This window comes from Streptomyces sp. SAS_272 (assembly GCF_052543235.1).
Genome location: NZ_JBMNDR010000031.1, coordinates 43,318 through 61,084 on the forward strand (window position 1 = coordinate 43,318; position 17,767 = coordinate 61,084).

Below are 17,767 nucleotides of genomic sequence, written 5' to 3' on the forward strand. Positions count from 1 at the left end.
TTATTCGACCGGTGAGCGCCGGACCCGCGGCCACGGTCAGCCCAGGGCGATGTCGACGGGACTGCCGAAGACGGCGTCCGGCCGGTCGGGCACGCCGGAACCGCCGGACCGGTACGGCTCGCCGAGCTCGCCCGACTCGTCGGACTCGTCGGGCCCGTCCGGGATCAGCCCGCCGCCGTCGGGCAGGTCGGGCACCTCGGGCACGGTCTCGGGGCCGATCGCGTCGGGGTCGAAAGAGCCGGGGTCGAGGCCGCGGTCGAGCTCCGGCCCGTCCGCGTCCGCGCCGTCGGCGTCGGGGCCCGAGCCGTCCGCGAAGGGGTCGTCGAAGAGGGCGCGGCCCTCGGCGGCCGGGAGGACGACGTCCGATCCCGGCATCGTGTGGTTCGCCGCCTCGCCGCCGCGGCAGGCGACGACGAGCGCCGCCGAGAGCGCGCAGGCGGTGAGGAGAGTGGCTGTGGGTAGTCGCACCACGTGCTCCGCATCGTCCGAACGGATCGAACCGAAGTGGTTCGCCCACTATTGTCTGCTTGGCCCGCACGGGTCACGCAAGCGGAGCGAGCGGACACCTACCGTGACGAGTCGGCCGGGGAGAGCCAGGGCCGGAGGGGGGCCGACCGGGAAGGGACAGGACCGGGGAGGACCGACCGGGAAGGGACAGGACCTGAGCGAAGGAGCGCACGGCCGTGGAGTGGTTCACCGCACCCGACTACTGGCTGAGCCGGCTGGTCTTCCAGCGCGCCCTGGCGGGCCTGTACGTGGTCGCGTTCCTGGCCACGGCGCTGCAGTTCCGGGCGCTGCTCGGGGAACGGGGAATGCTGCCGGTGCCCCGGTTCGTCGAGCAGGCGCCCTTCCGGCGGGCGCCCAGCCTGTTCCAGCTGCGCTACTCCGACCGGTTCTTCGCGGGCTGTGCGTGGACGGGGTGCGCGGTGTCGGCGGCGCTGCTGGCCGGCGTCGACGGGCTGCTGCCGCTCTGGGCGGCGATGGCACTGTGGCTCGTGCCGTGGGCGCTGTACCTGTCGATCGTCAACGTGGGCCAGACCTGGTACGGGTTCGGCTGGGAGTCCCTGCTGCTGGAGACCGGCTTCCTCGCGGTGTTCCTGGGCAACGACGAGGTGGCCCCGCCGGTCGTCGTCCTCTTCCTGATCCGCTGGCTCCTGTTCCGGGTCGAGTTCGGCGCGGGCCTGATCAAGATGCGGGGGGACGCCTGCTGGCGGAAGCTGACCTGCCTCTACCACCACCACGAGACGCAGCCGATGCCCGGCCCGCTGAGCTGGTTCTTCCACCGCCTGCCCAAGCCCCTGCACCGCGTCGAGGCGGCGGCGAACCACCTCACCCAACTCGTCGTGCCGTTCGCGCTGTTCGCCCCGCAGCCGGTGGCGACGGCGGCCGCCGCGCTGATGATCCTCACCCAGCTGTGGCTGGTGCTGTCGGGCAACTTCTCCTGGCTCAACTGGATCACCGTCGTCCTGGCAGTCCCGGCGCTGGCTCTCCCCTCCGACCACGGTCCGGGCCCCGACGCCCCGCTCTGGTACGAGGTCATCGTGCTCGCCGTGGCCGCCGTGCTGCTGTTCCTCAGCCACCGCCCGGTGCTCAACATGCTCTCCCGCCGGCAGGTGATGAACCGGTCCTTCGATCCGCTCCACCTGGTCAACACCTACGGCGCGTTCGGCAGCGTCAGCCGGATCCGCTACGAGGTGGTGGTCGAGGGCACGCGCGACACCGCGCCCCGCGAGGACTCCGACTGGCGGGAGTACGAGTTCAAGGGCAAGCCGGGCGATCCGCGGCGCTGGCCGCGCCAGTTCGCCCCCTACCATCTGCGCCTGGACTGGATGATGTGGTTCGCGGCGCTCTCCCCCGCCTACGCCGGGGCGTGGTTCGCCGCCCTGGTGGAACGGCTGCTGGAAGGCGACCGCGACACGCTGAAGCTGCTGCGCCGTTCCCCGTTCCCGCCCGGCGAGCCCCCGCACCACGTCCGCGCCCGTCTGTTCCGCTACCGGTTCACGACTTGGCGTGAGCTGCGGGAGACGGGCGCGTGCTGGGAGCGGACGTATGTGCGCGAGTACCTGCCGCCGACCCGGCTCGCGAACTCGGCCCGCAGGCCGTAGACGCGGCGCGGCTCACAGGCCGTAGACGCGGGCCGCGGTGGTCTCGAAGATCTGGACGTGGTCGTGCGGGTCGGTCAGCCGCCGTGCGAGGTCCACGACTTCGCCGTACGACGCGGCCACCGTGCACACCGGCCAGTCCGAGCCGAACATCAGCCGGGCCGGGCCGAAGGCCTGCAGCACCGTGTCCGCGTACGGGCGCAGGTCGTCGATGGTCCAGGACGCCGGGTCGGCCTCCGTCACCATGCCGGAGAGCTTGCAGACCGTGTGGGGCAGGGCGGCGAGCGCCCGGACGTCGCGCGCCCAGGGCTCCAGCGCCCCGGCGGCGATGGGCGGCTTGCCCAGGTGGTCCAGCACGAAGGTGAGTCCGGGCAGCGCGGCCGCCGCACGGACGCAGGCCGGCAGCTGGCCGGGCAGCACCACCAGGTCGTAGACGAGACCGGCGTCGGCGACTGCGGCCAGCCCTCGCTGCACGTCGGCCCGCAGCAGCCACTCCGGGTCGCTCTCGCCCTGGACCTGGTGCCGGATCCCCTTGAGGTACCGGCCGCCGGGCAGCTCCCGCAGCCGGGCCAGTTCGTCGGCGACGTCCGGTCGGGTCAGGTCGGTCCAGCCGACGACGCCCGCGATCAGGTCGCTCCCCGCCGCGAGCGCGAGGAACTCGGGCGTCTCCTCGGCCACGGTGACCGTCTGGACGAGGACCGTGCGGTCGACCCCTGCCGCGCGGGCCTCGGGCGCCAGGTCGCCGACGCCGAAGTCCCGCCGCAGCGGGCTGCCTTCGGCGATCCAGTCCTGGTCGCGCACCGACAGGTCCCAGACGTGGTGGTGCGCGTCGACGCTCACACCGGCTCCCGGACGAGGGGAGCGGGGACGGCGACGCGGTCCACGCGGCTCACGGTGGGCAGGGCGGTTCTCATGACGGCTCCTCGGAGGGAAGCAGGCCGGTGTCCCGCAGCTCCTGCCAGAGGGCGGCGGGCACGGGTGTGCCGAACTGCACGGCGCAGTCGCGCGCTTCGTCCGCCGAGCGGACGCCGACCAGCACGCTCGCGACGGCAGGATGGGCGGCGCAGAACGCCAGGGCCGCGGCGCGCAGGCCGACGCCGTGCCGCCCGGCGGCCTCCCGCAGGCGCAGGGCCCGGTCCACCAGGCCGGCGGGGGCCCGCGTGTACTCGTACGTGGCCCCGGGCCGGGGGTCGGCGAGCAGGCCGGAGTTGAACGCGCCCCCCACGACCACCGACACGCCCCGCTCGAGCGCCGCGGGCAGCAGTTCGGCCCCGGCCCGCTGGTCGAGCAGCGTGTACCGGCCGGCGCACAGCACCACGTCGACGTCCGTGTCGCGGAGGAAGCGCGTGAGCATCTCCGCCTGGTTCATGCCGGCCCCGATCGCTCCGACGACGCCTTCGGAGCGCAGCCTCTCGAGCGCCGGGTAGCCCTCCCGGAAGGCCTGCTCGGCGTGGTCGTCGGGGTCGTGGAGGTAGACGACGTCCACGCGGTCGAGGCCGAGGCGTTCCAGGCTCGCCTCCAGCGTGCGGCGGACGCCGTCGGCGCTGAAGTCCCACACGCGGCGGTGCGCGGCCGGGACGGCGAAACCGTTCGCCAGGTCGTCGCCGTGGCCGTCGGCCGGCTCCAGTCGGCGGCCCACCTTGGTGGAGACCGTGTAGTGCGCCCGGGGGTGCTCGCGCAGCGCGGCGCCGAGGCGCCGTTCGGACAGGCCGAGGCCGTAGTGCGGCGCCGTGTCGAAGTAGCGGACGCCCTGCCCCCAGGCGGCTGCCACGGCTTCCTGCGCCTGTTCCTCGCCGACCTCGGCGAACAGGTTGCCGAGGGCGGCGGCGCCGAAGCCGAGCCGGCTGACCGTCACACGGCTGCGCCCGAGCCGGTTCACCGGACCGGTGCCGCAGGCGCCCTCCGCCGCCGGGGCCGTCAGCCCTTCGAAGTCGCTCACCCGGCGTTCCCCTTCCCGCTCTCGAGGTTCGGCTCCTCCGACCGTACCCGCCGCAGGCGCCCCGTGATCCACCCGGCCCCGGCCGATCACCGGCCGATCACCCGCCGACGTGCGGCCGGCCACCGGCGGATGACCGGACGACGTGCGGCCGGGGCCCGACAGCCGCACAACCGGCCGGTCGGCCGGCGCCTCTCGACTCGGGGCGTCCGCCGGGGCACAGTTCTCCCTACGTACTCGCGAGTAGTGCAGAGGAGCTGCCGTGGCTGCCTGGGTGGGCCGGACCGCCGTCGAGATCGCCGCCGCCGTGCGGGAGAAGCGGGTCACGCCCCGGGAGGTGGTGGCGGAGCACCTCGCGCGGATCGAGCGGCTGGACGGCCGCGTCGGCGCGTTCCGCGCGGTGCGGGCCGAGGCCGCGCTCGCGGAGGCCGACGAGGTGGCCGCCCGGCCCGACCTGGGCGAGCTGGCGCTGGCCGGGGTGCCGGTGGCGGTCAAGGACAACCTCGGTGTGCGGGGCGAGACCATGCGCGTCGGCTCGGCGGCGACGCCCGACGCCCCGTCCGCCGCCGACCATGTCACCGTCGCCCGGCTGCGCGCCGCCGGCGCGGTGGTCGTCGGGCTGACGAACGTGCCGGAGCTGTGCGTGTTCGGCACCACGGAGGGCGTCCACGGCACCGCCCGCAATCCGTGGGACGTCTCCCGCACGGCGGGCGGCTCCTCCGGCGGGAGCGCGGCCGCGGTCGCCGCCGGGATGACGCCGATCGCGCTCGGCAACGACGGCATGGGCTCGCTGCGCATCCCGGCGGCCAACTGCGGCCTGGTGACCTTGAAGCCGGGTCACGGGGTGGTGCCGGCCGGGATCGGGGACGGCGACTGGTTCGGGATGTCGGAGAACGGCCCGCTGGCGACCACGGTGGCGGACGCGCGGCTGATGCTCTCCGTGCTCGCGGACGCCGACGTCACGGCGGCCGACGGGGCCGGGGCACTGCGGATCGCGGTCTCCGTGCGCAGCCCGCTGGCCGGGGTCACGGTGAGCGCTCCCTACGCGGGCGCGGCCCGGGACGCGGCCGGCGTGCTGATGAAGACGGGGCATCTGGTGCGGCGGGCCGATCCGCCCTATCCGCTGTCGCTGGGCGTGACCTCGCTCGCCCACTGGACGGCGGGCACGGCCGTGGACGCGGCCACTCTCGACGCCCGCCTGCTGACCCGTCGCACCCGGGTGCACGCGGCGCTCGGCCGGCGCTTCCTGAACGGGGTGCGCGCGGGCTCGGCGCGCGAGGAGCTGCGGCGCCGGCTGGAGCCGTTCTTCGCGGAGTACGACGTGCTGCTCACCCCGGCGCTGGCGCGGCGGTCGCCGAAGGCCGGGCCGTGGCACGAGCGGGGCTGGCTGCGCAACGTCCTGGCGAACACCAACTACTCGCCGATGACCCCGCCGTGGAACCTGACCGGCTGGCCGGCGATGGCGGTCCCGTCCGGCACGCTGCCGTCCGGTGCGCCCGCGGCGGTGCAGCTGGTCGGACGGCCGGGTTCGGAGGCGGAGCTGCTGCGCGTGGCGGAGCAGCTGGAGAACCTGCGCCCCTGGCGGCGCACGGCGTCGCTCGACCGGAGCGCGCGCTGAGGCCCGGCCGGAGCCTGCCCCGGCCGCGTCGGCCTGGGCGGAGGCGGCCGGGGAGGGCGGGCGGAGGGCGGGCCCGCGGGGGGCGGCATGGGCGTGGCTCGGGTGTGGGCGCACGCCCATGCGGCGGTGATCGCGCGGTGCGCGATCCGTGGGTTCAGTCCACGCTGGGCAGGATGTGGTCCTCGGCCAGGTCGTCCTCGTAGCCGGCCAGGCGGATGGGGGCGGAGCGGGCCCACACGTCGAGGTTGCCGATCTCGCCGGGCCTGCGGCCGGCCCGCTCCGTGCGTTCCTTGGGACGTTGCTCGCGATTCGTCTTCTCCGGTGTCACCGCGCACTCCTTATGTGTCGGGTCACCCTCGGGGCGTGCCGGCCAGTCTGCGGTCCGGCGCTGAACGCTCCCTAGGGTCTGGCTGGAGTCGGTGGCGACACGGTGGCGCCGGTGACTCCCAGGAGAGCTGGCCGTTGTGAACCGGCTTGTCCCAGACGGACGGTGGGTGTGGGTGGCACTCCGTCCTGCTGTCCGTCCGCTACACACTAACCAAATGAGCGGGGTGCCGCTCGATAGGGCCTGAAGATTTGACACAACCATGGCGCGTCACCCACAGGCCCCCGTAAGCGAATTGAACCCTTTTCACCGCTTCCACGCCCTATGAGTTCACCCGGACGGCGTATGTCGCCGACCCCCTCCCGGTTCCTCGCCCCATGTCCGAAAGGCCGCCCGCCCGGCCCGTCCGGCCTCGCCGACGCCGCACGGCCGCCCGCCGGCGGTGGTCGGAGGAAGCAACTCCCTTCCTGGGCCTGTCGGTTGGGAGCGGGCCGTGAGACCGTACGCCGATGACGTCGTCGTACGGGTTGCGCGGCAGGGCCGCCCTCGTCACCGGGGGCACGCGGGGCATCGGATGGGCGGTGGCCCGGGCGCTCCGGGACGCCGGGGCGCGGGTGTGCGTGAGCGCACGGGACCCCGACGAGGTGCGGCGCGCCGCCGCCGAGCTGGGCGGGGTGGGGCTGGCCGGGAGCGTCGCGGACCCGGGTCATCCCGAGGAGCTCACCGACCTGTGTCTGCGCTCCTTCGGGCGGCTGGACGTCCTGGTGAACAACGCGGCGACCAACCAGCCGTACGGCCCCCTCATGGACGCCGACCCGGACGTGTGGCGGGAGGCGTTCGCCGTCAACGTCGAGGCCCCGTTGCGGCTGGTGCAGTGCGCGTGGCACGGCTGGATGCGTGAGCACGGCGGGGCCGTGGTGAGCGTCTGCACGGAGGGCGCGGGGCATGTGGGGCCGGGCGTCGGGGCCTACGGCACCAGCAAGGCGGCGCTGCTGCACCTCACCCAGCAGCTCGCGGGCGAGCTGGGCCCGGGGGTGCGGGTGAACTCCGTCTCCCCCGGCCTCGTCCGCACGGAGATGGCGCGGTTCGTCTGGGAGCCCAGGGAGCGGGCCGTCGCACGGGAGCTGCCGCTCGAACGCATCGGCGAGCCGCAGGACGTGGCCCGGGCGGTGCTGTGGCTGTGCTCGGACGAGGCCCGGTGGATCACGGGCGCGGACCTGCTGGTGGACGGCGGCACGCGGGTGCGGGCGGCACGCGCCGCACGTCAGGAGCCCGCGCCCGGGTGACACGAGGCTCCGCCGGCCGGTCCGCACGGTCGCCCCGCGACGTGCACCCGGCGCAGGCGTCGACTCCGCTTCCCGGCCCGCCGCAGGCCGGGCCCATCGGCTCCGGCCCCCTCAGCGCAGGCGCCGGCTCCGGGTCAGCGGCACGGACCTCCGGTCACCACTTGCCCGGTGCGTAGTCCTTGAGGAAGACCCCGTACAGGTCCTCGCCGGCCTCGCCCCGCACGACCGGGTCGTAGACCCGGGCCGCGCCGTCCACCAGGTCGAGCGGCGCGTGGAAGCCCTCCTCCGCGAGGCGCAGCTTGTCGTAGTGCGGGCGCTCGTCGGTGATCCAGCCGGTGTCGACGGAGGTCATGAGGATGCCGTCGGTCTGGAACATCTCCTGCGCGCTGGTGCGGGTCACCATGTTCATCGCCGCTTTGGCCGCGTTCGTGTTCGGGTGCCCGGCGCCCTTGTAGCCGCGACCGAAGACGCCCTCCATCGCCGAGACGTTCACGACGTACGCGCGCCCGCTCCCGGCCTTCGCCGCGGCGTCGGCCATGGCCGGCCGGAGCTTGCTGATCAGGATGAACGGCGACGTGTAGTTGCACAGCTGGGTCTCGAGCAGCTCCACCGGGGAGATCTGCTCGATGGTCTGCACCCAGGTGTTGGTGTCGACGACGTCGGGGACCAGGCCGCCCGCGTCGATGGCCGTGCCGTCGAGGTGCCGGGCGATGCTGGCGTTGCCCGCGACCAGGGCGAGGTCGGCGACCTTCTGCGCGTCCAGGGCGCCGGCCCCGACCGGCAGTGCGGTGAGCCCGTCGACGGCGCCGGAGCCGAACGCGCCGATGACGTGGTGGGCGGGCAGCTCGCCGGCGGGCAGCGGGGCGCTCTCGCCGCCCACCAGTGCGGCGTAGGCGGAGGGCAGCCGGCGCACGGTCTGTGTGGCGTTGTTGATGAGGATGTCGAGCGGCCCCGCTGCGGCGACCTGCTCGGCGAGGGCCACGGCCTGCGCGGGGTCGCGCAGATCGATGCCCACGACCTCCAGGCGGTGGATCCAGTCGGCCGAGTCGTCCATGGCCTTGAATCGGCGGATGGCGTCCTTCGGGAAACGCGTGGTGATCGTGGTGTGCGCGCCGTCGCGCAGCAGCCGCAGCGCGATGTACATGCCGATCTTGGCCCGGCCGCCGGTGAGCAGCGCGCGCTTGCCGGTGAGGTCGGCGCGCACGTCGCGCTTGTCGCGGTTCAGTCGGGCGCACTCGGGACAGAGCTGGTGGTAGAAGTAGTCGACCTCGACGTACCGGGTCTTGCAGGTGTAGCAGGAGCGCGGTCGCTGGAGTATCCCGGCGATCCTGCCCTCCTCGGTGACGGACGAGGGCAGGATGCCCTCGGTCTCGTCGTCGATGCGCTGGGCCGAACCGGTGGCGGTGGCCTCGGTGACCGTCTTGTCGTGGGCGGTCTTGGCGGCCCGGCGTTCCTGGCGGCGGCGCTGCTTGACCGTGCGGTAGACGCCCGCGGTGGCCCGGCGCACGGCGATCGCGTCCGGGTGGTCCACGTCGAGCTTGTCGAGCTCCTCCAGCACGCCGAGGCAGACGGCGAGCCGCTCGGGATCGATGCCGGGCCCGTGCACGACCGTGTCAACGGCCTCCTCGGTGATCGCCGCCGAGTTGTCCTCTGTCACCGTCATCGCGCTGCCGCTTCCCTGCTCACCCGGGCGGCGCTCCGACCGCGCCCGCCTTACGAAGGGGGAATTTTACGGAGCGCCGCGCCTCTCCTCCAAACGCGCTCCCGTCAAGGGCCGCAGGCCGTGATGAGCGTCTCCACCTCGGCGGTCAGCGCGCGGGCGACGCGGTCGAGGTCGGGGACGGCCTCGGCGTCGGCGACGAGCCCGTAGTGGACGCGGCCGCGGTAGGTGGAGACCGCGACGGCCAGGGCCTGGCCGCGGGCCAGCGGCGCGTAGGGGAAGACCTCGTCGACCGGGTTCCCGCCGAGCTTCAGGCCGAGGCTGGGCAGCGGGACGCTGGTGACGAGGATGTCGAACCAGAACCGGGCCGCCTGGCCGGCCAGCGGCCCGCCGAGCCGGTGGCCGAGGGCCGGGACGTGGTCGGCGAGCAGGGCGACGGCGCCCGCGCCCCTGGCCGGCCCGGCGTCCTTGTTGCGGTCCATGGCGGTGCGGACGTGGGCGAGCCGGCCCAGCGGGTCCGGGTCGTCGACCGGGAGCCGCACCACGTACCCGGAGAGCCGGTTGCCCTGCGGGTGCGCGGTGCGCGGGCGGCGCTGGGAGACGGGGATCAGGGCGCGCGGCCGTACGCCCGCGCTGCCGTCGCCGCGCTCGTCGAGCCAGCGGCGCAGGGCTCCGGCGACGACCGCGATCAGCACGTCGTTGACGGTGCCGCCGGCGACCTTGCGGATCCGGTGCACGTCGTCGAGGTCGATGACCACGCCGGCGGTGCGGCGGGTGCCGCTGGGCGCGGCGGTGAGCGCGGCGCTGGAGCGCACGCCGAGGCCCGAGACCGCGAGCGAGGCGCCGATGTCGAGGGCGCGGCCCACGTCGGAGACGGTCCCGCGCAGCAGTCCGCGCAGCCGGTCCACGTCGGGGATGAGCCTGCGGGCGGGCGCGGCCGGGCGGGGCCGGCGCTCGGGCAGGTCCATCGGGTCGAGGACGGCCGCGGCCAGCGTCAGGGCGCGCAGACCGTCGGCGAGGGCGTGGTGGAACTTGAAGAGCACGGCGAAGGAGGCGCCGTCCGCCCCCGGCAGGACGTGCGCCTCCCAGGGCGGACGGCCGCGCTCCAGGGGCCGTTCCATGAGCCGGCCCGCCGCGGTCTGGAAGTCGGCTTCGGGAGCGTGCAGACGGACGTGGTGGCGCGGGTCGAAGTCCGGGTCGGCCTCGCGGACGGCTCCCCCGAAGGCGAGCGGCTGCCACACGTCCCGGATCCGCATCCGCAGCCCGGGGACGCCGGACGCCCGGGCCGCGAGCAGGTCTGCCGCGTGGGCGCCCGCGGCGGGCGAGTGCGCCGAGAAGACGCCGAGAGCGCCCAGGTGCATGGGGTGCTCGGCCGACTCGAGGTTCCAGAACGCCAGGTCGAGGGGGGCCAGCAGATCATCAGCAGTCACGGACTTGCCTCGCGTCGAGGACGGGTGAGCGAAGGACGGGTGTGAAACCAGTCAACCCCTCGGACGCGATTACGGTCAAGTACGATCACGCTACGCACAGTTAACATCCGATTAAGTTCATGACACCTGGCACCCCTTGCCCAGGGCGATCACCCCGCCCGGGGACACCGTGTACAGCTCCGCGTCCCGCTCCGGGTTCACGCCGATGGTCGCGCCCGGGGGGACGTCGACGTTCTTGTCCAGAACCGCCCCGCGCACCACGGCGCCCCGGCCGATGTGCACGTTGTCGTGCAGGATCGAGCCCTGGACGACCGCCCCGGGGTCGACCACCACCCCCGGCGACAGCACCGACCGGGTCACCTGTCCGCGGATCAGGCATCCCGAACTGATGATCGACTCACCGGCGATGCCTCCCGCGTTGAAACGCGCCGGGGAGAGCTGGCCCGAGTGGGTGTAGATCGGCCAGCTGCGGTTGTACAGGTTGAAGGCGGGGCGCTCGGCGATCAGGTCCATATGGGCGTCGTAGTACGCGTCGAGCGTGCCGACGTCCCGCCAGTAGCCCTGGTCCCGGGTGGTCTCGCCGGGGACGTGGTTCTCGCTGAAGTCGTACAGCCCGGCCTCGCCGCGTTCGGTGAGCTGAGGCAGGATCGAGCCGCCCATGTCGTGCACGGACGCCTCGTCCTCGGCGTCCCGCTGGAGCGCCTCTATGAGGGCTTTGGTGGTGAAGATGTAGTTCCCCATCGACGCGAACACCGACTCCGGGTCGTCGACGAGCCCCGGCGGGTCGGCCGGCTTCTCCAGGAAGCGCTCGACCGTCTGACCGTCCGAACCGGGGGTGATCACTCCGAAGGAGGAGGACTCGCCCCGCGGGACCCTGATCCCCGCCACCGTGACGCCCGCACCGCTCTCGATGTGCTGGGAGAGCATCTGGCGCGGGTCCATGCGGTAGACGTGGTCGGCGCCGAACACGGCCACGTACTCGGGCTGCTCGTCGTAGATCAGGTTCAGCGACTGCAGGATGGCGTCCGCGCTGCCGAGGTACCAGCGCGGCCCGAGCCGCTGCTGCGCCGGGACGGGGGTGACGTAGTTGCCGAGCAGACTCGACATGCGCCACGTCGTCGTGATGTGCCGGTCCAGCGAATGCGACTTGTACTGCGTCAGCACGCAGATGCGCAGGATGTCGGCGTTCACGAGGTTGGACAGGACGAAGTCGACGAGCCGGTAGGTGCCGCCGAACGTCACCGCCGGCTTGGCCCGGTCCGCGGTGAGCGGCATCAGCCGCTTGCCCTCACCGCCCGCCAGCACGATCCCGAGCACCGTAGGTCCTCCACGCCGCATGGCCGCTCCCCTCACCCTGGTCGGATACCCATGGCTGCCCCGGCGCGGGGCTCCCTACGCCTGTTTGACGATCTCCTGGTACAGCCGGACCGTGCGCCGGGCCACCGCGTCCCAGCCGAACTCCTCCACCGCGCGTGCCCGTCCGGCCTCACCCATCCGCGCCGCGGCCGCCGGGTCGCCGAGGATCCCGTCCAGCGCGCCCGCGAGGTTCGCCTCGAAATCCTCGTCGACGGTCACCAGCCTGCCCGTCACCCCGTCCTCGACGACCTCCGGGATCCCGCCGACCCGGGAGGCCACGACCGGCGTGCCGCAGGCCATCGCCTCCAGGTTGACGATGCCCAGCGGTTCGTACACGGAGGGGCAGACGAAGACGGCCGCGTGCGTGAGGAGTTGGATCACCTCGGGGCGCGGCAGCATCTTGGGTATCCAGTGCACCCCGTCCCGCGAGCCGCGCAGTTCGGTGAAGAGATCGCGGAACTCCTGCTCGATCTCCGGGGTGTCGGGGGCTCCGGCGCACAGCACGACCTGCGCCGCGGGATCGATGTCCCGTACGGCGCGCAGCAGATGCGGCACGCCCTTCTGCCGGGTGATCCTGCCGACGAACAGCACGAACGGCCGGTCCGGGTCGAGGCCGATCCGGGTGAGCGCGTCCGTGCCCCGGTCGGGCCGGTAGAGGGCCGTGTCGATGCCGTTGTGCACGACGTGGACCCGGTCCGGGGCGAGCGAGGGGTAGCAGGCGAGGATGTCCTCGCGCATCGCGCCGGAGACGGCGATCACCGCGTCGGCGGCCTCCACCGCGGTCCGCTCGGCCCAGCTCGACAGGGCGTAGCCCCCGCCGAGTTGCTCGGCCTTCCAGGGGCGCAGCGGCTCCAGCGAGTGCGCGGTCACCACGTGCGGGACGCCGTACAGCTCCTTGGCGAGATGACCGGCGAGGTTCGCGTACCAGGTGTGGGAGTGGACGAGTTCACGCCCTTCCAGGGCCGCCGCCATGGCCAGGTCGACCGAGAAGGTGCGGAGCGCGTCGTTGGCGCCGTCCAGGGCCGGCCACGGCCGGTGGCGCCGCACCCCGTCCGTGCGGCCCTCGCCCCAGCAGTGCACGTCGAGGTCGATCAGCCGTCTCAACTCGCGGGCGAGGAACTCCACATGGACGCCCGCGCCGCCGTACACGTCCGGGGGATACTCCCGAGTCAGCAGGCCTACTCGCACCCGGAACCCCCAGTCTCAGCGGCCGACTCCCTTCATGGTCACCCAGACGGGGCGCGCGGGGAAGAGCGCGGGGGTCGTGTGAAGCAACAGTCGCCGCAGACGCCTCCGCCCGGAACCCGGTAGTACAGGCAGCAGCTGCGGCGGCGGAAGACGCCGCCGGACAGTGAGCCCGTGTCCGCGAGGAGGGGGTGGGCGAGGAGCGCCGCGGTGAGATCACGCGTGCGTACGGCGACGTCGGGACGGCTGTGCTCGTCCGCCCACCGGCCCAGCAGACGGGCCGTCGCGGCCAGGGCGGAGGCGGCGTTGCCGCGCAGCAGGCCGGGCGCGACCGGACAGCGGGCCCGCAGGGCCGCGGAGAGCGGTTCGAGGTGACCCTCCAGGACGGTCTCGGCCACGCCCGCCGCATCCCCGGGCCCCGCAGCATCCCCGGGCCGGGTCCGCACCCGCGTCAGCCACAGGTCGTCGGGCGCGCCCGCGTCCGGGTCCCAGCGCAGCAGCCCGGGTGCGAGGTCGGGGACGCACCCGTACAGGACGGCGCAGCCCATTGCGACCGACCACAGCCGGGCCGCCAGGCCCTGCTGCGCCACGGACGCGCCGATCCGCTCCTCGGGGGCCCGTAGCGCTCGGGTCACCTTTCGGACACGAAATGCCAGCGGGTCGTCGTGGAATTCCGCTCCGGGGCGCCCTGCGGCGGCCGTCGGGGGCGACGCGTGAGGTTGCGCGTAGGCCTGCGCGAGGGTGGGCAGCCGCCGGTCGTGCTCTCCTGGGCTCCCCGGTGAGGTGCGCAGGGCGAAGAAGCCGCCCAGCGGGCGGAGCAGGGCGAGTTCGGGGTCGAGGTCCACGAAGTGCAGTAGTACCAAGGAGGGTAGGGGACCGGGTCAGGGGGATCCCTGGTCCGTCACCCGCCTGAGGGAGGACGGAGGGCCCGTCGTACTCCATCGGTAGTAGGACTCATTGCGTGCTCAGGGACGACGACGGGAACAGATCGACAAGGCATCGTGTTGGTCATGAGAGCCGACCGTTCGCCGCGCCGGGCCGTGTGCCCCCGCCTCACGCAGAGGAGCAGCTCATGAGCGCCCTCGCGTTGTCCGTGGTCCTGTCGCTCGTCTCCGCTGTCGCGTACGCGGCCGGGGCGATCGTGCAGGAGCAGGTGGCGGTGTCCTCGCCCGGCGAGGAATACGCTCCGCTGCGCCGCCCGGGCTGGTGGGCCGCGGTGGCGCTGAACGGCCTCGGCGGACTCCTGCACGTGGTGGCGCTCGCCTACGGTCCGCTCAGCCTGGTCCAGCCGCTGGGCGCGCTGACGATCGTGTTCGCGCTGCCCATGGCCGCGCTGTTCGTCGGCCGCCGGGCCGGGGCGACGGCCTGGCGGGGCGCGATCATGGCGACGGTCGGTCTCGCGGGTCTGCTGTCCCTCGTCGGGGCGTCCGACGCACAGTCGCTGACCACCCCGCAGCGGGTCACGGTGGCCGTGGTCACCGCCGGCTCGGTGGTGACCCTGATGATCGCCGGGCGGGCCGCCCACCGGCACCCGGTGGTGCGCAGCGTGCTGCTGGCGACCGCGTCGGGCATCGCGTTCGGCATGTCGTCGGTCTTCACCAAGACCGTCGCCGTCGACTGGACGGGCGGCGTCTCGGCGGCCGACGTCCCCTCGCTGGCCGTCATCGGGGTGCTGGCCACGGCCGGCATGCTGCTCTCCCAGGCCTCCTACCGGGGTGCGGGCCTCGCCGCGCCGCTGGCCACGCTGACCGTGATCAACCCGGTGGTGGCGGCCGCGGTCGGCATCACGATGTTCGGCGAGACCTTCCGCCACGGCACCGCGGGCACCGTGCTCGCCCTGGGCTGCGCCGTGGTGGCGGCGGGCGGCCTGATCCTGCTCACGACGGAGCGCCTGCAGGGCACTCGGCAGGAGCAGGCGACGACCGGTGTGCCGGCCCCGCGGACCCGCGCCGTCACCGTCACGACGGCCGTCCCGGCGCCTGTCGCTGCTCCGGCGCATGTCGCTGCTCCGGCGGCTGCCGCTGCTCCGGCGCCTGCCACCGCCGTGGAACCGAGGGTCACGGCCGGGACGACCGGCCCGGACCGCCTGATCTCCGCCTCGCTCGCCGACGGGAACGCCCGCGGGGCGGACGACCGCCACGGCGACGGCCGGTACGACGACGCCCGCGAAGCTCTGAACGACCTGAACGACCTGAACGACCTGAACGACCTGGACGGCCTGTACGAGAACGCACGCTCCGGGCAGACGGCAGCCGCCGCCGAGACGGCCGCCGCCCTGCCGTCGTTCTACACCCCGCTCTACGGGGGGCTGCACATCCCGGTGCCGGTGACGGTGGACCGGCACCGGGTGCGGGTCAAATCCTGACGCCGCCGGCCCTCAGATAAGCCACCGGGTCGACGTCCGATCCGAAGCCGGGCCCCGTCCGCACCTCGAAGTGCAGATGCGGGCCCGTGCTGTTGCCCGTGGAGCCGGACCGGCCGATGCGCTGGCCGCCGCCCACCGACTGACCGTCCCGCACCGAGATGGCCGACAGGTGGGCGTACTGCGTGTAGCGGCCGTCACCGTGCCGGATGACCACCTGGTAGCCGAACGACCCGCCCCAGCCCGCGCTCACCACTTCCCCGGCCGCGACCGCCTTCACCGTCGTGCCCGTGGCCACGGGGAAGTCGACCCCGGTGTGGTAGCCCTTCGACCAGGACGAACCGGACGCGTGGTACCGCGTCCCGGTGGCCGCGTCGACGGGAGCCACGAAGGAACGCCCGGTGGACGTCCGGCCGTCGCTCCTCCCGGCCTTGGAGCTCTTGGAACCCTGGGAGCCCTTGTTGCCCTGGGAGCCCTTGGAGCCCTTGGAGCTCGTGGCCGGCTTGCTCTGCTCGTGCTGCTGCTTGTGCTGCTCGCCATGGCTGCTCGGCTTCCCCTGACCGCGGGGCTCGCCATGACCGCCGGGCTTGCCGTGGCTGCTCGGGGTGCTGCCGGCGGACGGCGCCCCGGCCCGCAGACTGAGCCGCTGACCGGGCAGGATCAGGTCGGGGTCGGCGCCGATGGTCGTCCGGTTCGCCGCGTACAGGCCCCGCCAACCGCCGCGGACGTCTTCGTCGTCGGCGATGCCGGACAGGGTGTCCCCGCGGACGACCGTGTACATCTGCGCGGTGCCCGCCCTCGACTGGGGGGTGCTCTGCGGCCGCACGTCGTCCAGGGACGTCTTCGACGCACCGCCGGAGTGCGCCGACCCGCCGGACTTCTTCGCCCCGGCCGTCCCGGCCGCCCGGGACGTGCCGCTCTTGGCGTTCTTGTCGCTCTTCGCGGCCGTCTTCGCCGAGCCGTTCGGGTGGATGTCGGGGTCGCCCCCGCCGCGGCTCAGACCGGCCCGCACGGAGCACGCCGGCCACGCGCCGGGCCCCTGTCCGTCGAGCACCTTCTCGGCCACGGCGATCTGCTGGTCCCTGGTGGCCAGATCCGCTCGGGGCGCATACCGCGTGCCGCCGTACGCCTCCCAGGTGGACTGTGTGAACTGCAGTCCGCCGTAGTAGCCGTTGCCGGAGTCGATGTCCCAGTCGTTGGTCGACTCGCAGGCGGCGACCTTGTCCCAGGTGTCGACGTCGGCCGCCTGGGCGGTCGCGGCGCCCATGAGCGGTATCGCCATGCCGGCACCGCCCGCCGTGACGGTGAGTGAGGCGCGGTTGATCCTGTTCGGCTGATACCGGCGGTGCCGGCCGCGTACGGCCATGGGGTCCCCCTCGACATTGCGTCAGGAGCGGCAAAAGTATGGGCTGCGAACAGGCCATGACAAGGCGACAATCGGCCGCTCCGGCGCCGCATGGAGCGCGACCGCCGCCGAGGGGCTCCCCACAGGCCGTCCATGGGCCGGTCGCGGAACGAATCAGCACGGGAAACCCGTCAAGATGGACCCGAGGACGACAGGATGACAGCACGCTACCGACGCGCACCTCCGAAGGAGCCACCCGTATGAGCACGACAGCCCAGATCGGCGTCACGGGACTCGCGGTCATGGGCCGCAATCTCGCCCGCAACTTCGCACGCAACGGCTACGCGGTCGCGGTGCACAACCGCACGGCGGCACGCACGCACGCGCTGGTGGAGGAGTTCGGTCACGAGGGCGAGTTCGTGGCGGCCGAGACCGCCAAGGATTTCGTCGCGGCGCTGGAACGACCCCGTCGCCTGGTCGTCATGGTCAAGGCGGGTGAGCCCACCGACGCGGTGATCAGGGAGTTCGCGCCGCTGCTCGAGCCCGGCGACATGATCATCGACGGCGGCAACGCGCACTTCGCCGACACCAGGCGCCGTGAGCGCGAACTGCGCGAACAGGGGCTGCACTTCGTCGGCGCCGGCATCTCCGGCGGTGAGGAGGGCGCGCTGCACGGCCCGAGCATCATGCCGGGCGGCTCCCCCGAGTCGTACGAGTCGCTGGGACCGATGCTGGAGAAGATCTCCGCCAAGGCCGCGGACGGGGCGCCCTGCGTCACCCACGTCGGCCCCGACGGCGCCGGCCACTTCGTGAAGATGGTGCACAACGGCATCGAGTACGCCGACATGCAGCTCATCGGCGAGGCCTACCAGCTGCTGCGCGACGTCGCCGGGTACGAGCCCGCGCAGATCGCGGACATCTTCCGCACCTGGAACACGGGACGCCTCGACTCCTACCTGATCGAGATCACCGCCGAGGTGCTGTCCCACGTGGACGCCGCGACCGGCAAGCCCTTCGTGGACGTCGTCGTGGACCAGGCCGAGCAGAAGGGCACCGGCCGCTGGACCGTGCAGATCGCCCTCGACCTCGGGGTTCCGGTGTCGGGCATCGCGGAGGCCGTCTTCGCACGGTCGCTGTCGGGACACGCGGGTCTGGGCGAGGA

At 73.5% G+C, this 17,767-nt stretch carries 15 protein-coding genes; 5 read left to right on the forward strand and 10 right to left on the reverse strand.

Annotated elements, in window-relative coordinates; all coding sequences use genetic code 11:
• Window positions 1-36: 36 nt before the first annotated feature.
• Window positions 37-468, reverse strand: coding sequence for a hypothetical protein (locus ACN6LD_RS19140; RefSeq protein ID WP_445043813.1), 432 nt, complete (start codon window positions 466-468; stop codon window positions 37-39).
• A 215-nt stretch (window positions 469-683) separates the two neighbouring features.
• Between ACN6LD_RS19140 and ACN6LD_RS19145 the strand changes: the two genes are divergently transcribed.
• Complete coding sequence (locus tag ACN6LD_RS19145; protein ID WP_445043814.1) at window positions 684-2,105, forward strand: lipase maturation factor family protein; 1,422 nt, start codon at window positions 684-686, stop codon at window positions 2,103-2,105.
• 12 nt (window positions 2,106-2,117) lie between these two features.
• On the opposite strand, the gene ACN6LD_RS19150 is transcribed toward ACN6LD_RS19145, so the two are convergent.
• Together ACN6LD_RS19150 and ACN6LD_RS19155 are read right to left on the reverse strand one after the other, a co-directional pair.
• Window positions 2,118-2,942: an amidohydrolase family protein gene (locus ACN6LD_RS19150; RefSeq protein ID WP_319196015.1), complete on the reverse strand. Its 825-nt coding sequence runs from the start codon at window positions 2,940-2,942 to the stop codon at window positions 2,118-2,120.
• A gap of 70 nt (window positions 2,943-3,012) precedes the next feature.
• A complete protein-coding gene (locus ACN6LD_RS19155) occupies window positions 3,013-3,981 on the reverse strand; it encodes an aldo/keto reductase (protein WP_445043838.1) in 969 nt (322 codons plus the stop codon).
• A 319-nt stretch (window positions 3,982-4,300) separates the two neighbouring features.
• Here ACN6LD_RS19155 and ACN6LD_RS19160 point away from each other — a divergent pair, with 319 nt between their 5' ends.
• On the forward strand, window positions 4,301-5,656 hold the full coding sequence (locus ACN6LD_RS19160; protein WP_445043815.1) for an amidase: 1,356 nt from the start codon (window positions 4,301-4,303) through the stop codon (window positions 5,654-5,656).
• Window positions 5,657-5,810: 154 nt separating this feature from the next.
• Here the strand turns inward: ACN6LD_RS19160 and ACN6LD_RS19165 are convergent, their stop codons facing one another.
• Window positions 5,811-5,984 (reverse strand): hypothetical protein, encoded by a 174-nt coding sequence (locus ACN6LD_RS19165; protein ID WP_266715955.1) that lies wholly within the window; start codon window positions 5,982-5,984, stop codon window positions 5,811-5,813.
• A gap of 506 nt (window positions 5,985-6,490) precedes the next feature.
• Here ACN6LD_RS19165 and ACN6LD_RS19170 point away from each other — a divergent pair.
• Window positions 6,491-7,267: an SDR family oxidoreductase gene (locus ACN6LD_RS19170; protein WP_445043816.1), complete on the forward strand. Its 777-nt coding sequence runs from the start codon at window positions 6,491-6,493 to the stop codon at window positions 7,265-7,267.
• 154 nt (window positions 7,268-7,421) lie between these two features.
• Here the strand turns inward: ACN6LD_RS19170 and ACN6LD_RS19175 are convergent, their stop codons facing one another.
• The 5 genes from ACN6LD_RS19175 to ACN6LD_RS19195 form a co-directional block, all read right to left on the reverse strand.
• Entirely contained in the window at window positions 7,422-8,930 is a 1,509-nt protein-coding gene (locus ACN6LD_RS19175; RefSeq protein WP_319195684.1) for an SDR family NAD(P)-dependent oxidoreductase, read from the reverse strand.
• Window positions 8,931-9,034: 104 nt separating this feature from the next.
• Entirely contained in the window at window positions 9,035-10,357 is a 1,323-nt protein-coding gene (locus ACN6LD_RS19180; RefSeq protein WP_445043817.1) for a wax ester/triacylglycerol synthase family O-acyltransferase, read from the reverse strand.
• 117 nt (window positions 10,358-10,474) lie between these two features.
• Window positions 10,475-11,695, reverse strand: coding sequence for a glucose-1-phosphate adenylyltransferase (gene glgC / locus ACN6LD_RS19185; protein ID WP_319195681.1), 1,221 nt, complete (start codon window positions 11,693-11,695; stop codon window positions 10,475-10,477).
• A 54-nt stretch (window positions 11,696-11,749) separates the two neighbouring features.
• On the reverse strand, window positions 11,750-12,901 hold the full coding sequence (gene glgA / locus ACN6LD_RS19190; protein WP_319195680.1) for a glycogen synthase: 1,152 nt from the start codon (window positions 12,899-12,901) through the stop codon (window positions 11,750-11,752).
• A gap of 38 nt (window positions 12,902-12,939) precedes the next feature.
• A complete protein-coding gene (locus ACN6LD_RS19195) occupies window positions 12,940-13,761 on the reverse strand; it encodes a (2Fe-2S)-binding protein (RefSeq protein WP_445043818.1) in 822 nt (273 codons plus the stop codon).
• A 209-nt stretch (window positions 13,762-13,970) separates the two neighbouring features.
• Between ACN6LD_RS19195 and ACN6LD_RS19200 the strand changes: the two genes are divergently transcribed.
• Window positions 13,971-15,263: a DMT family transporter gene (locus tag ACN6LD_RS19200; RefSeq protein WP_445043819.1), complete on the forward strand. Its 1,293-nt coding sequence runs from the start codon at window positions 13,971-13,973 to the stop codon at window positions 15,261-15,263.
• Here the strand turns inward: ACN6LD_RS19200 and ACN6LD_RS19205 are convergent.
• Window positions 15,253-16,626 (reverse strand): transglycosylase family protein, encoded by a 1,374-nt coding sequence (locus tag ACN6LD_RS19205; RefSeq protein WP_445043820.1) that lies wholly within the window; start codon window positions 16,624-16,626, stop codon window positions 15,253-15,255. The genes ACN6LD_RS19200 and ACN6LD_RS19205 overlap by 11 nt on opposite strands.
• 239 nt (window positions 16,627-16,865) lie before the next feature.
• Here ACN6LD_RS19205 and gndA point away from each other — a divergent pair.
• Window positions 16,866-17,767 (forward strand): NADP-dependent phosphogluconate dehydrogenase (gene gndA / locus ACN6LD_RS19210; protein WP_445043821.1); only part of this gene is annotated, 902 nt, incomplete at its 3' end.